The organism is Pseudomonas costantinii, from assembly GCF_001870435.1.
Classification (GTDB): domain Bacteria; phylum Pseudomonadota; class Gammaproteobacteria; order Pseudomonadales; family Pseudomonadaceae; genus Aquipseudomonas; species Aquipseudomonas costantinii.
Window position 1 is genome coordinate 126,051 of record NZ_MDDR01000036.1, and the last position, 14,122, is coordinate 140,172.

Sequence of the window (14,122 nt, forward strand, 5' to 3'; positions counted from 1 at the left end):
GAGATGAGATTACCGTTGGTCAATCACGTTTCATGGTCTATTTTCACTATTTCCGCTAGACTTCCCGGCCCTGCTAGACGAACCCCATCATGCGCGTTGCTGACTTTACTTTTGAGCTCCCTGATTCGCTGATCGCTCGCCACCCTTTGGCCGAGCGTCGCGCCAGTCGACTGCTGACCCTGGACGGGGTGAGCGGTGCCCTCGCACACCGTCAATTCACTGATTTGCTTGAGCATTTGCGCCCAGGCGATTTGATGGTTTTCAACAATACCCGGGTGATTCCGGCGCGGCTGTTTGGCCAGAAAGCGTCCGGCGGCAAGCTGGAAATTCTGGTGGAGCGGGTGCTGGATAGCCATCGCGTGCTGGCCCATGTGCGCTCCAGCAAGTCGCCGAAACCGGGGTCGAGCATCCTGATCGATGGCGGTGGCGAAGCCGAGATGGTGGCGCGTCATGACGCGCTGTTCGAGCTCAAGTTCGCCGAAGAAGTGTTGCCGCTGCTGGAGCGCGTCGGCCATATGCCGTTGCCTCCTTATATAGACCGCCCCGACGAAGACTCGGACCGCGAGCGCTATCAGACCGTTTATTCGCAACGCCTCGGCGCGGTTGCTGCGCCGACGGCCGGGCTGCATTTCGACCAGCCGCTGCTGGATGCGATTGCCGCCAAGGGCGTCGAGAGCGCCTATGTGACCCTGCACGTGGGGGCCGGGACGTTTCAGCCGGTGCGTGTGGAGAACATCGAAGACCATCATATGCACAGCGAGTGGCTGGAAGTCAGCCAGGAAGTGGTGGATGCGGTGGCTGCGTGCAAGGCGCGCGGCGGGCGCGTTGTGGCGGTGGGAACCACCAGCGTGCGCTCCCTGGAGAGTGCGGCGCGTGATGGCGTGCTCAAGCCCTTCAGTGGCGACACCGATATCTTTATTTTCCCAGGCCGGCCGTTCCATGTGGTCGATTGCCTGGTGACCAACTTCCATTTGCCGGAATCCACACTGTTGATGCTGGTGTCGGCATTTGCCGGTTACCCGGAAACGATGGCCGCTTATCAAGCCGCCATCGATAACGAGTACCGTTTTTTCAGCTACGGTGATGCGATGTTTATCACCCGTAACCCGGCGCCGACTGCTCCTAAAGAAGCGGGCCCTGAGGAACAACTATGAGTCGTATGTCGTTTGAATTGTTGGCCACGGATGGCAAGGCTCGCCGCGGCCGCCTCACCTTTCCGCGCGGTACCGTCGAGACCCCAGCTTTCATGCCGGTCGGCACGTACGGCACCGTTAAGGGCATGATGCCGCGCGACATCGTCGCCACCGGCGCCGAGATCATTCTCGGCAACACCTTCCACCTGTGGCTGCGCCCGGGCACGGAAGTGATCAAGAAGCATGGCGACCTGCATGACTTCATGAAGTGGCAAGGCCCGATCCTCACTGACTCCGGTGGTTTCCAGGTGTTCAGCCTGGGCGCCATGCGCAAGATCAAGGAAGAGGGCGTGACCTTCGCCTCGCCGGTGGACGGTTCCAAAGTGTTCATGGGCCCGGAAGAGTCGATGCAGGTGCAGCGCGACCTGGGCTCCGACATCGTGATGATTTTCGACGAGTGCACGCCGTACCCGGCTGACGAAGACGTCGCGCGTATTTCCATGGAGTTGTCGCTGCGTTGGGCTCAGCGCTCGAAGAATGCCCACGGCGACAACACCGCTGCACTGTTCGGTATCGTCCAGGGCGGCATGCATGAAAGCCTGCGCAAACGCTCGCTGGAAGGCCTCGACAAGATCGGCTTTGACGGCCTGGCCATCGGCGGTTTGTCGGTAGGCGAGCCCAAGCACGAAATGATCAAGGTGCTGGATTACCTGCCGGGCCTGATGCCGGCTGACAAACCTCGTTACCTTATGGGCGTTGGCAAACCGGAAGATCTCGTAGAGGGTGTGCGCCGCGGTGTGGACATGTTCGATTGCGTGATGCCAACCCGTAATGCCCGCAATGGGCATCTGTTCATCGATACAGGCGTGCTGAAGATCCGTAACGCGTTCCATCGCCATGATGATTCGCCGCTGGATCCCACCTGTGATTGCTACACCTGCCAGAACTTCTCCCGTGCTTATCTGCACCATCTGGACAAGTGCGGGGAAATGCTGGGTAGCATGTTGAATACCATCCACAATTTGCGCCACTACCAAGTCCTGATGGCTGGTTTGCGCGAGGCTATTCAACAGGGTACATTGGCCGCCTTCGTCGATGCCTTCTATGCCAAGCGCGGGCTGCCTGTGCCGCCCTTGGACTGAGTTTTCCGACCCTAAGATTCACTATTTGCAACTGGAGTGCTAAATGAGCTTTTTTATCTCTAATGCCATGGCTGATGCCGCTGCACCGGCCGCTGCCGGTCCTATGGGCGGTGGTTTTGAGTGGATTTTCCTGGTCGGCTTCCTGGTCATCTTCTATCTGATGATCTGGCGTCCACAGGCCAAGCGCGCCAAAGAGCAGAAAAACCTGCTGGGCAGCCTGCAAAAAGGCGACGAAGTTGTGACCACTGGCGGCATCGCCGGCAAGATCACCAAGGTTTCCGACGCTTTCGTGGTTCTGGAAGTCTCCGATACCGTAGAAATGAAGTTCCAGAAGGGCGCCATCGCCGCCACGCTGCCAAAAGGCACGCTCAAAGCGATCTAAGTTCCAACCTTTACCAATCGACGGGGCGCGCAAGGCGCCCCGCGTTATAAGCGGGCGGCGTGATGCTGAACAAATACCCTCTGTGGAAATACGTACTGATCCTGGCGGTGCTGGCGATCGGTTTTATTTATTCCGCTCCCAATCTTTATCCTGATGACCCGGCTATCCAGATCACTGGCGCCAGCACTTCGCTGCAGGTCAATCAGGCTGACCTGGACCGTGCGAGCAAAGCGCTCACCGACGCGGGCATCCAGGTTAAAGCGGCAACATTGGCGGCTGATGCGAAGGGCGGCTTGTTGCGCCTGACCAAGCAAGAAGACCAATTGCCGGCCAAAGACGTCGTGCGCAAGGCCATGGGTGACGACTACGTTGTTGCGCTCAACCTGGCACAGACCACGCCAAAATGGCTGCGTAGCATTGGCGCGCATCCGATGAAGCTGGGTCTGGACTTGTCCGGTGGTGTGCACTTCCTGCTGGAAGTCGACATGGACAAAGCCCTCGACGCACGCCTGAAAGTCTATGAAGGCGATGTGAAGAGCCTGCTGCGTAAAGAGAAGTTGCGTTATCGCAGCCTGCCGCAGCTCAACGGTGCCATCCAGCTGGGCTTCTCTGATGAAGCGTCCCGCGAACAGGCCCGTGCGCTGATCCGCAAAAACTTCAACGATTTCGACATCGTACCGGCCGACCTGAACGGTCAGCCTGTACTGCGTCTGGCGATGACCCCAGCCAAGCTGGCGGAAATCCGCGAATACTCCATCAAGCAGAACTTGACCACGGTGCGTAACCGCGTCAACGAGCTGGGTGTGGCTGAGCCTATCGTTCAGCGCCAGGGTGCCAACCGCATTGTGGTTGAGTTGCCGGGCGTGCAGGACACCGCTGAAGCCAAGCGTATCCTGGGTAAGACTGCCAACCTGGAGTTCCGTCTGGCCGCTGAGCCAGGTGCTTCCAAAGCCACTTCCGAAGAGTTCGAGTTCCGCGAAGGCAACCGTCCTCCAGCGTTGATCGAGCGTGGCTTGATCATCACCGGTGACCAGGTGACCGACGCCAAGGCCGGTTTCGGCGAGCACGGCACCCCTGAAGTGAACATCCGCCTGGATGGTCACGGCGGCGAACTGATGAGCCGCGCCACGCGCAGCAACGTCGGTCGCAGCATGGCGGTGATCTTCATCGAGCAGCGTCCGGTCACTACCTACACCAAGCAAGTAGTCGACGGTGTCGAGAAAGACGTGCCGGTTCAGTCTTTCAAAGAAGAGAAGAAGATCATCAGCCTGGCGACCATCCAGTCGCCGCTGGGTGCTCAATTCCGCATCACCGGCCTGAATGGCCAGGGCGAGTCGTCCGAACTGGCGCTGCTGCTGCGTGCTGGTGGTCTGGCGGCGCCGATGTACTTCGCTGAAGAGCGCACCATTGGCCCTAGCCTGGGTGCCGACAACATCACCAAGGGTATCAACGCAGCCTTGTGGGGCATGCTGTTCGTGTCCTTGTTCATCATCGCCATCTACCGCTTCTTCGGCATCATCGCCACCGTGGCCCTCGCGGGCAACATGGTGATGCTGCTGGCTCTGATGTCGCTGCTGGGCGCTACGCTGACCTTGCCAGGTATCGCCGGTATCGTACTCACCATGGGTATGGCGGTAGACGCCAACGTGCTGATCTTCTCGCGGATTCGTGAAGAGATCGCGGCGGGCATGACCGTACAGCGTGCAATCAACGAAGGCTTCGGCCGGGCATTTACCGCGATTCTCGACTCCAACTTGACCACCTTGCTGGTCGGCGGGATTCTCTTTGCCATGGGCACCGGCCCAGTCAAAGGTTTTGCGGTAACCATGTCCCTCGGTATCTTTACCTCGATGTTCACGGCCATCATGGTGACCCGCGCAATGGTCAACCTGATCTTTGGCGGGCGTGACTTCAAGAAGTTGTGGATTTAAGGGGCTGCCATGTTACGTACAATCAACTTCATGGGCGTTCGCAACGTTGCGTTCGGCTTCACCATGCTCCTTACCGTTCTGGCGTTGTTCAGCTGGTTCCATAAGGGCCTGAACTACGGTCTGGACTTCACCGGTGGTACGCTCATCGAGCTGACCTACGAGAAGCCGGCCGACGTCACCCTGGTGCGTACCGAGCTGGTCAAGGCCGGCTATCACGAAGCCATCGTGCAGAGCTTTGGGGCGACCACCGACCTGTTGGTGCGTATGCCGGGCGAAGACCCGCAATTGGGTCACCAGGTAGCCGAGGCCTTGCAGAAGGTCGGCGGCGACAACCCTGCGTCGGTCAAGCGCGTTGAGTTCGTGGGCCCGCAGGTCGGTGAAGAGCTGCGCGACCAGGGCGGCCTCGGCATGCTGATGGCGCTGGTCGGCATCATGATCTACCTGGCATTCCGCTTTCAGTGGAAGTTCGGTGTCGGCGCGATTGTGTCGCTGATCCACGACGTGATCGTGACCGTGGGTATCCTGGCGTACTTCCAGATTACCTTCGACCTGACCGTGCTGGCGGCTGTGCTGGCGATCATTGGTTACTCCCTCAACGACACCATCGTGGTATTCGACCGGGTTCGTGAGAACTTCCGCGTACTACGCAAGGCGTCGTTGATTGAGAACATCAACATCTCCACCACCCAGACCCTGCTGCGGACCATGGCGACGTCGATCTCCACTTTGCTGGCGATTGCGGCACTGATGATCTTCGGTGGTGACAACCTGTGGGGCTTCTCCCTGGCGCTGTTTATCGGCGTTCTGGCGGGTACCTACTCGTCGATCTACATCGCCAACGTGGTGCTGATCTGGCTGAACCTCAACAGCGAAGACTTGATCCCTCCTGCTGCCACCGGCAAGGAGGTCGACGACCGTCCGTGATGGGCGTTTGTTGACACGCTGTTACAAAGAAGGCGCGAGTATTGAACTCGCGCCTTTTTTTTTGCTCCAAGGCTGGGTATAGCGCGGACGTTTCGGTCCGCTTGTGATGGTCAGGAGGTTCATGTGAACAAGTCGTTGCTGGTTGGTGCGGTATTGGGTGCTGTCGGTGTGACTGCCGGGGGTGCTGTTGCCACCTACAGCCTGGTAAAAAGCGGCCCTGAGTATGCGCAAGTGCTGGCGGTGCAGCCGGTGAAAACCCAGATCAAAACGCCACGCGAGGTCTGCAAAGACGTTGCCGTGACCCGGCAGAAACCCGTGGAAGATCAGCATCAGATCATCGGTACTGTGGTCGGTGCGCTGGCCGGTGGCTTGTTGGGTAACCAGGTCGGTGGCGGTAATGGCAAGAAGCTGGCCACCGTGGCCGGTGCGGTCGGTGGCGGTTACGCCGGTAACAAGGTTCAGGAAGGCATGCAGAACCGCGATACCTACACCACCACGCAAACCCGCTGTAACACCGTCAACGACATCAGTGACAAGGTTGTCGGTTATGACGTGCGCTACACCCTGGGTGGTAAAGAGGGCTCTGTACGCATGGAGCGTGACCCGGGTAACCAGATTCCAGTCGACAAAGAAGGTCGTCTGATCCTGGGTCAAAACCAGCAGTAATCCCTGGTTTGGCGTAGATCCAAGAGGTGGGAGCAGGCAGGCGAGCTCCCGCATTGGATTGTGTTCGGGTCGGTTGGAATTGGGTCTGCCCAAATCCCGGGCATAAAAAAAGCACCCCGTAGGGTGCTTTTTTGTGCTCGCTCGCTTAGCGCTTCAGCGAGGCCGGCAGGTGCGGCTGGATCGCCGTCAGTACTGCCTTGAAGCATTTGGTGTTACCGGCTACCACGTGGCCTTTTTCCAGGAAGTCGTGACCACCGGTGAAGTCGCTCACCAGGCCGCCAGCCTCTTGAATCAGCAGGGCGCCTGCAGCCATGTCCCACTCGGACAGGCCCGACTCCCAGAACGCATCGAAACGACCAGCGGCGACGTAAGCCAGGTCCAGGCTGGCTGCACCGGCGCGACGGATGCCGGCGGTCTGGCCAACCAGGGCGCGGAACATGCCCAGGTAGTTTTCCAGGTTATCCATCTGGTCGTCACGGAACGGGAAGCCTGTGCCCAGCAGGGCGCCGTCCAGGCTGGTGCGGCCGCTTACACGCAGGCGACGACCATTCAGCTGGGCGCCACGGCCGCGGCTGGCGGTGAATTCTTCCTGGCGAACCGGGTCCAGAACAACGGCGTGTTCCAGGCGGCCACGGTATTTGCAGGCGATGCTGACAGCAAAGTGTGGGATGCCGCGCAGGAAGTTGGTGGTGCCATCCAGTGGGTCGATGATCCACAGGTAGTCTTCGCCTTCGCCGCTGCCTTTGTGCAGGCCGGTTTCTTCGCCGAGGATGCCGTGGGTAGGGTAGGCCTTGCGCAGAGCGTCGATGATTTTCTGTTCGGCGGCGCGATCCACCTCGGATACATAATCCTTGGCGTCTTTTTCGTCGACCTTGATGGTATCCAGGCGCTCGATGGAGCGGAAGATCAATTCACTGGCGCTGCGGGCGGCGCGCAGCGCGATATTCAGCATGGGCTGCATGGATGTGTCACCTAAGGTTGTTAAAGAAAGCCGGGCATTCTAGCAGAAACTTTCTTCAGGTGAAGGACGACGTTAGCTTTCATGGCATAACCTTAGGCTGTTCTGTAAGATTTGCTCCCCTTTCCCGTGTCCGAGAGCGCCTCCCTTGCTGCAAAACATTCGTGTCGTCTTGGTCAATACCAGTCATCCCGGCAATATCGGCGGGGTGGCGCGAGCCATGAAAAACATGGGGCTGACGCGTCTGGTGCTGGTCGACCCGCGCGTGTTCCCGCATCACGAGGCCGATGCCCGCGCATCCGGCGCCAACGATCTGCTTGAAAAAGCCCAGGTTGTCGCCACCTTGGAAGATGCCTTGGTCGGCTGCAACCTGGTGCTTGGCACCAGTGCTCGTGACCGTCGCATCCCTTGGCCATTGCTGGATCCGCGTGAGTGCGGGACCAAAGTGGTGGAAGAAGCGGCCGGCGGTGCTGAAATTGCCTTGGTGTTTGGTCGTGAAGACTCCGGCCTGACCAATGAAGAGCTGCAGCGATGTCATTACCACGTGCACATTCCATCAGACCCGGAGTTCAGCTCGTTGAACCTCGGGGCGGCGGTGCAGGTGTTGAGTTATGAAGTGCGCATGGCCTGGCTGGCCGCAGAAGGGCAGCCGAGCAAGGTGGAAAAGGACGAGGTTGCATCGACCAAAAGTGGTGAGCTGGCCACCATGGACGAGTTGGAGCGATTCTATGAGCACCTGGAGCAAACCCTGGTGGCCATCGAATTCCTTGATCCTGAAAAACCACGGCACTTGATGGCGCGTCTGCGTCGCCTGTACGGGCGCAGCTCGGTCAGTCGAGCGGAAATGAATATATTGCGTGGCATCCTCACGGAAACCCAAAAAGCGGCCCGTGGTGAGCTTCTTAAGCGGAAGGATTAAAAATGTTCGAGCGTTTGCGAGAAGATATCCAGAGTGTTTTCCACCGTGATCCGGCGGCGCGCAATGCCTTTGAAGTGCTGACGTGCTACCCGGGCATGCACGCTATCTGGATTCACCGCCTGTCCGGCGCCTTGTGGGGTATGGGTTGGAAATGGCTGGCGCGGCTGGTGTCGAACTTTGGTCGCTGGCTGACCGGGATCGAGATTCACCCGGGGGCTAAGGTGGGGCGTCGTTTCTTTATCGACCATGGGATGGGTATCGTCATTGGCGAAACCGCCGAGATTGGTGATGACGTGACTCTCTACCAGGGTGTGACCTTGGGTGGCACCAGTTGGAATAAAGGCAAGCGCCACCCAACATTGGGCGACGGCGTGGTAGTGGGGGCGGGCGCCAAGGTGCTCGGTCCGTTTACTGTCGGTGCGGGCGCCAAGGTTGGTTCAAACGCTGTAGTAACCAAGGCTGTACCGCCTGGCGCAACCGTGGTGGGTATTCCTGGCCGAATCATCGTCAAGCCGGAAGTCGGCGACGAGCAGGAAGCCAAGCGCAAGGCGATGGCCGAGAAAATCGGCTTCGATGCCTACGGCGTCAGCGAAGACATGCCCGACCCGGTGGCTCGTGCCATCGGTCAGTTGCTCGACCATCTGCAGGCGGTGGACGGCAAGCTGGATGGTATGTGCGGCGCGTTGAAGGACCTGGGCAGTACCTACTGTGCGAAGGATCTGCCTGAGTTGCGCGAAGAAGACTTCGCTGAAATCAAGAGTGAAACCGCTACTAAGGCGAGCTAAATCTCGAGGCCGATACATGCCCCTCTGTGGGAGCAGGCAAGACAGCTCCCACATTTGACCTCCGTTGGTCCCGCCATTCCCATTCAGCCCTGTTCCTGCTGTTCGATCCATCCCCATCCTGCTATGATTCGCGCGCCCTTTTTGCGGGTAATCCTGACTAAAGTACTAGGTCTTATAGTTGACTTAAATACTCGGGAATCGCATACTTGCTCCCATTCTGAAACACCTTGGTACTTGTCCATGAGACTGACTACAAAAGGCCGATACGCGGTAACAGCCATGCTTGACTTGGCATTGCACGCGCAAACTGGGCCGGTGTCCCTGGCCGATATCTCCGAGCGCCAAGGCATTTCCCTGTCCTACCTCGAGCAACTGTTCGCCAAATTGCGTCGCAGCAACTTGGTTTCCAGCGTGCGCGGGCCGGGTGGCGGCTATCAACTGTCCCGCGATATGCAGGGCATCCAGGTAGCCCAAGTGATCGACGCGGTCAACGAGTCCGTCGATGCCACCAAATGCCAGGGCCTGGGTGATTGCCATGCTGGCGACACCTGCCTGACGCACCACTTGTGGTGTGACTTGAGCCTGCAGATCCATGAGTTTTTGAGTGGTATCAGCTTGGCTGATCTTGTGACTCGCCGTGAGGTGCAAGAAGTAGCCCAGCGTCAGGACCAGCGCCGTTGCAACACCAAGGCGCCGCGTCTGGACAAGATTGAAGCGTCCGCCGTCGAGTGACAGCCGAAGAGCTAACGGCACGCCAGCCAGCCTGATTTAGGAGAAAGTCCATGAAATTGCCGATTTACCTTGATTACTCAGCGACCACCCCGGTTGATCCGCGTGTCGCGCAAAAGATGAGCGAATGCCTGCTGGTTGACGGAAACTTCGGCAACCCGGCCTCCCGTTCCCACGTATTCGGCTGGAAAGCCGAGGAAGCGGTCGAGAACGCTCGTCGCCAAGTCGCCGACCTGGTCAACGCCGACCCGCGCGAAATCGTCTGGACCTCCGGTGCTACTGAGTCCGACAACCTGGCAATCAAGGGTGCGGCGCATTTCTACGCGACCAAAGGCAAACACCTGATCACCACCAAGATTGAGCACAAGGCTGTCCTTGACACCATGCGCCAACTGGAGCGTGAAGGTTTCGAGGTCACCTACCTTGAGCCAACCACCGACGGCATCGTAACGCCTGCGATGATCGAAGCTGCGATGCGTGAAGACACCATCCTGGTTTCCGTGATCCACGTGAACAACGAAATCGGCACTATCAACGACATCGCGGCCATCGGCGAGCTGACCCGCTCCAAAGGTGTGCTGCTTCACGTCGACGCCGCTCAGTCCACCGGCAAGGTCGATATCGACCTGTCGAAACTGAAAGTCGACCTGATGTCGTTCTCCGCCCACAAGACCTACGGCCCTAAAGGCATCGGCGCGCTGTACGTGAGCCGCAAGCCTCGCGTGCGTATCGAAGCCACCATGCATGGCGGCGGTCACGAGCGCGGCATGCGTTCCGGCACCCTGGCGACCCACCAGATCGTCGGCATGGGTGAAGCCTTCCGTGTAGCCAAAGAAGACATGGCTGCCGAAAACGTGCGCATCAAGGCCCTGAGCGATCGCTTCTACAAGCAGGTCGAGAACCTTGAAGAGCTGTACATCAATGGCAGCATGACTGCCCGTGTACCGCACAACCTGAATTTGAGCTTCAACTATGTCGAAGGCGAGTCGCTGATCATGGCGCTCAAGGACTTGGCGGTTTCGTCCGGCTCGGCCTGCACCTCGGCCTCGCTTGAGCCTTCGTATGTTCTGCGCGCCCTGGGCCGCAACGACGAACTGGCACACAGCTCGATCCGCTTTACGTTCGGCCGCTTCACCACTGAAGAACAAGTCGACTACGCCGCGCAGAAAGTCTGCGAGGCCGTCAACAAGCTGCGCGTTCTGTCGCCGCTGTGGGACATGTTCAAAGACGGTGTCGATATTTCCAAGATCGAGTGGGCGGCACACTAAATATAGAAGCCGCCACCCAAGCTCTGTAGGAACGTGGCGGAAAACGCAGGCGTTTCTACAGGGTTCCAGAGCGGCCCTGATGAGTGAGGATTCAGTACCATGGCTTACAGCGAAAAGGTCATCGACCACTACGAAAACCCGCGCAACGTCGGCAAGATGAACGCGGAAGACCCTGATGTCGGCACTGGCATGGTCGGCGCTCCGGCGTGCGGCGACGTTATGCGCCTGCAGATCAAAGTCAACGAAGCTGGCGTTATCGAAGATGCCAAGTTCAAGACCTACGGCTGCGGTTCGGCTATCGCCTCCAGCTCCCTGGCGACCGAATGGATGAAAGGCAAGACCCTGGATGAGGCTGTGACTATCAGCAACACCCAGCTGGCCGAAGAACTGGCCTTGCCGCCAGTGAAAATCCACTGCTCGGTACTCGCAGAAGACGCCATCAAGGCGGCCGTTCGCGACTACAAGCAGAAGAAAGGCTTGATCTAAGCATTTGGCGACGAGTAAGGAGTCAACGATGGCTATCAGCATGACAGAAGCGGCCGCGCGGCACGTGCGACGCTCCCTGGATGGGCGCGGTAAAGGTGAGGGGATTCGTCTGGGTGTACGCACCACAGGCTGTTCCGGCCTTGCCTACGTGCTGGAGTTTGTCGACGAGGTGGTTGCGGAAGACCAGGTGTTCGAAAGTCACGGCGAGAAAGTGATCATCGACCCTAAGAGCCTGACCTATCTGGATGGCACCGAGCTTGACTTCGTCAAGGAAGGGTTGAACGAAGGCTTCAAGTTCAACAACCCCAACGTACGCGGTGAATGTGGCTGCGGCGAAAGCTTCAACATCTGAGGCTATTTGTGGGTACTCCTTGTCATTTCGCTTTATTCGAGATGCAGCCGAGTTTTCGGCTGGACCTCGAGCAGCTTGCTACGCGCTACCGTGAATTGGCGCGTGGCGTGCACCCAGACCGCTTTGCTGACGCTTCCGAGCGTGAGCAGCGCATGGCGCTGGAGCAATCTGCCAACCTTAACGAAGCCTATCAGACGCTGAAAAACCCGCCGAAACGCGCGCGCTATCTGCTTGCGATGAACGGTGGCGAGCTGCCGCTCGAAGTCACGGTCCACGATCCGGACTTCCTGATGCAGCAGATGCAGTGGCGCGAAGAGCTCGAAGACTTGCAGGACGAGGCCGATATGGCCGGTGTCGCAGTTTTCAAGCGTCGTCTGAAAGTGGCCCAGGATGAGCTTAACGAAAGCTTTGCAGCCTGTTGGAATGATGCGGCGCAACGTGAACAGGCTGAACGCCTGATGCGGCGCATGCAGTTTCTCGACAAGCTCACCTACGAAGTGCGCCAGCTAGAAGAGCGCCTCGACGATTAACCCAGTGCTGCCCGTGTTGCACGCCTGATAGACAGATAAGACCTGATTACCATGGCCCTACTGCAAATCGCCGAACCCGGCCAAAGCCCTCAACCGCACCAGCGTCGCCTGGCGGTCGGGATTGACCTGGGCACCACCAACTCCCTGGTTGCTGCATTGCGCAGCGGCCTGTCCGAGCCGCTGCCCGACGCCGATGGCCAGGTGATCCTGCCGTCCGCCGTGCGCTATCACGCCGATCGCACCGAAGTGGGTGAGTCGGCCAAGCTGGCAGCGTCTACAGATCCTTTGAATACCGTGCTGTCGGTCAAGCGCTTGATGGGTCGTGGTCTGTCCGACGTCAAACAATTGGGCGATCAGCTGCCGTACCGCTTTGTCGGCGGCGAATCCCATATGCCGTTCATCGATACCGTCCAAGGCCCGAAAAGCCCGGTGGAAGTGTCGGCCGACATCCTCAAGGTGCTGCGCCAGCGCGCGGAAACCACGTTGGGTGGCGAGCTGGTCGGCGCGGTGATCACGGTTCCGGCGTATTTCGACGATGCTCAGCGCCAGGCCACCAAGGATGCGGCAAAGCTCGCCGGTCTGAACGTGCTGCGCCTGCTCAACGAGCCGACAGCTGCTGCCGTGGCTTATGGCCTTGATCAGCACGCTGAAGGCCTTGTCGCCATCTATGACCTGGGCGGCGGTACTTTTGATATTTCGATCCTGCGCCTGACCGGCGGTGTCTTTGAGGTGCTGGCCACTGGTGGCGACACTGCCTTGGGTGGCGATGACTTCGATCACGCCATTGCGGGCTGGATCATCACCTGTGCTGGCTTGTCCGCCGACCTGGACCCGGGCGCGCAGCGCAACTTGCTGCAAACCGCCTGTTCCGCCAAAGAAGCGTTGACTGATGCTGCATCCGTTGAAGTTTCTTACGGTTCTTGGTCTGCTCAGTTGACCCGCGAAGCCTTCGATTCGTTGATCGAGCCGATGGTCGCTCGTAGTCTTAAAGCTTGCCGTCGCGCGGTGCGTGATTCCGGTATTGAGTTGGAAGACGTTGGTGCTGTGGTCATGGTCGGCGGTTCGACCCGCGTGCCCCGTGTCCGCGACGCTGTGGCCGAAGCCTTCGGTCGCCAGCCGCTGACGGAAATCGACCCGGATCAAGTGGTAGCCATTGGTGCTGCGATCCAGGCCGATACCTTGGCGGGCAACAAGCGCGATGGTGGCGAACTGCTTCTGCTCGACGTGATCCCGCTGTCCCTGGGGCTGGAAACCATGGGTGGCCTGATGGAGAAGGTGATTCCGCGCAACACCACCATTCCCGTCGCTCGCGCCCAGGATTTCACTACTTACAAAGATGGCCAGACGGCCATGATGATTCATGTGCTGCAAGGTGAGCGCGAGCTGATCAGCGACTGTCGCTCCCTGGCGCGCTTTGAATTGCGTGGTATCCCGGCCATGGTCGCGGGGGCTGCGAAGATTCGTGTGACCTTCCAGGTCGACGCCGACGGCCTGCTGAATGTGGCTGCGCGTGAGCTGGGCTCGGGCGTTGAAGCCAGCATCCAGGTCAAGCCGTCCTACGGCCTGACGGACGGTGAAATCGCCAAGATGCTCAAGGATTCGTTCCAGTACGCCGGTGATGACAAGGTCGCACGCGTTCTGCGTGAGCAACAAGTGGATGCCCAGCGCCTGCTCGAAGCGGTGCAGGGCGCCCTGGATGCTGACGGCGAGCGCCTGCTGGATGACGAAGAACGCATGGTTATCGACCTGCAGATGCAGGAATTGGCTGAACTGATGAAGGGCACCGATGGTTACGCCATCGAGCAGCAGACCAAGCGTCTGTCGCAAGTGACCGATGCTTTTGCCGCCCGTCGTATGGACCAGTCGGTAAAAGCCGCCCTGGCGGGCCGCAACCTGAATGAAATCGAGGAATAATTA

At 59.1% G+C, this 14,122-nt stretch carries 15 protein-coding genes; 14 read left to right on the plus strand and 1 reads right to left on the minus strand.

The annotated features are described in order from the left end of the window. Positions 1-89 precede the first annotated feature (89 nt). From queA to BFL40_RS20850, 6 genes are all read left to right on the plus strand, one after another. Complete coding sequence (queA, locus tag BFL40_RS20825; RefSeq protein WP_071485701.1) at positions 90-1,154, plus strand: tRNA preQ1(34) S-adenosylmethionine ribosyltransferase-isomerase QueA; 1,065 nt, start codon at positions 90-92, stop codon at positions 1,152-1,154. 5 nt (positions 1,155-1,159) lie between these two features. Next, positions 1,160-2,275: a tRNA guanosine(34) transglycosylase Tgt gene (gene tgt / locus BFL40_RS20830; protein ID WP_162490598.1), complete on the plus strand. Its 1,116-nt coding sequence runs from the start codon at positions 1,160-1,162 to the stop codon at positions 2,273-2,275. A 43-nt stretch (positions 2,276-2,318) separates the two neighbouring features. Then, positions 2,319-2,657 carry a preprotein translocase subunit YajC gene (gene yajC, locus BFL40_RS20835; RefSeq protein ID WP_003175975.1) on the plus strand — a complete coding sequence of 113 codons (339 nt, stop codon included), beginning with the start codon at positions 2,319-2,321 and terminating at the stop codon, positions 2,655-2,657. 62 nt (positions 2,658-2,719) lie between these two features. Next, positions 2,720-4,588 carry a protein translocase subunit SecD gene (gene secD / locus BFL40_RS20840; RefSeq protein ID WP_071485702.1) on the plus strand — a complete coding sequence of 623 codons (1,869 nt, stop codon included), beginning with the start codon at positions 2,720-2,722 and terminating at the stop codon, positions 4,586-4,588. 9 nt (positions 4,589-4,597) lie between these two features. Then, positions 4,598-5,512, plus strand: a complete 915-nt coding sequence (secF, locus tag BFL40_RS20845) for a protein translocase subunit SecF (protein WP_071485703.1) — start codon at positions 4,598-4,600, stop codon at positions 5,510-5,512. Between the two features lie 123 nt (positions 5,513-5,635). After that, the gene (locus tag BFL40_RS20850) at positions 5,636-6,178 is read left to right on the plus strand and encodes a glycine zipper 2TM domain-containing protein (protein WP_071485704.1); all 543 of its coding nucleotides are present in this window, start codon (positions 5,636-5,638) and stop codon (positions 6,176-6,178) included. Between the two features lie 145 nt (positions 6,179-6,323). Here BFL40_RS20850 and suhB read toward each other — a convergent pair whose 3' ends face one another. After that, positions 6,324-7,139: a type III secretion system regulator SuhB gene (suhB, locus tag BFL40_RS20855; RefSeq protein ID WP_003175971.1), complete on the minus strand. Its 816-nt coding sequence runs from the start codon at positions 7,137-7,139 to the stop codon at positions 6,324-6,326. A 145-nt stretch (positions 7,140-7,284) separates the two neighbouring features. Between suhB and trmJ the strand changes: the two genes are divergently transcribed. The 8 genes from trmJ (at position 7,285) to hscA (ending at position 14,119) form a co-directional block, all read left to right on the plus strand. Then, entirely contained in the window at positions 7,285-8,055 is a 771-nt protein-coding gene (gene trmJ, locus BFL40_RS20860) for a tRNA (cytosine(32)/uridine(32)-2'-O)-methyltransferase TrmJ (protein ID WP_071485705.1), read from the plus strand. 2 nt (positions 8,056-8,057) lie between these two features. After that, complete coding sequence (cysE, locus tag BFL40_RS20865; protein WP_071485706.1) at positions 8,058-8,840, plus strand: serine O-acetyltransferase; 783 nt, start codon at positions 8,058-8,060, stop codon at positions 8,838-8,840. A gap of 240 nt (positions 8,841-9,080) precedes the next feature. After that, positions 9,081-9,572, plus strand: coding sequence for a Fe-S cluster assembly transcriptional regulator IscR (iscR, locus tag BFL40_RS20870; protein ID WP_003194020.1), 492 nt, complete (start codon positions 9,081-9,083; stop codon positions 9,570-9,572). 50 nt (positions 9,573-9,622) lie between these two features. Next, on the plus strand, positions 9,623-10,837 hold the full coding sequence (locus BFL40_RS20875; protein ID WP_071485707.1) for an IscS subfamily cysteine desulfurase: 1,215 nt from the start codon (positions 9,623-9,625) through the stop codon (positions 10,835-10,837). Positions 10,838-10,936: 99 nt separating this feature from the next. Beyond that, positions 10,937-11,323: a Fe-S cluster assembly scaffold IscU gene (gene iscU / locus BFL40_RS20880; protein ID WP_003209682.1), complete on the plus strand. Its 387-nt coding sequence runs from the start codon at positions 10,937-10,939 to the stop codon at positions 11,321-11,323. Between the two features lie 28 nt (positions 11,324-11,351). Further along, positions 11,352-11,675 (plus strand): iron-sulfur cluster assembly protein IscA, encoded by a 324-nt coding sequence (gene iscA / locus BFL40_RS20885; protein ID WP_010565230.1) that lies wholly within the window; start codon positions 11,352-11,354, stop codon positions 11,673-11,675. 8 nt (positions 11,676-11,683) lie between these two features. Beyond that, positions 11,684-12,205, plus strand: a complete 522-nt coding sequence (hscB, locus tag BFL40_RS20890) for a co-chaperone HscB (RefSeq protein ID WP_071485708.1) — start codon at positions 11,684-11,686, stop codon at positions 12,203-12,205. A 51-nt stretch (positions 12,206-12,256) separates the two neighbouring features. Beyond that, a complete protein-coding gene (gene hscA, locus BFL40_RS20895; RefSeq protein ID WP_071485709.1) occupies positions 12,257-14,119 on the plus strand; it encodes a Fe-S protein assembly chaperone HscA in 1,863 nt (620 codons plus the stop codon). Positions 14,120-14,122 lie beyond the last annotated feature (3 nt).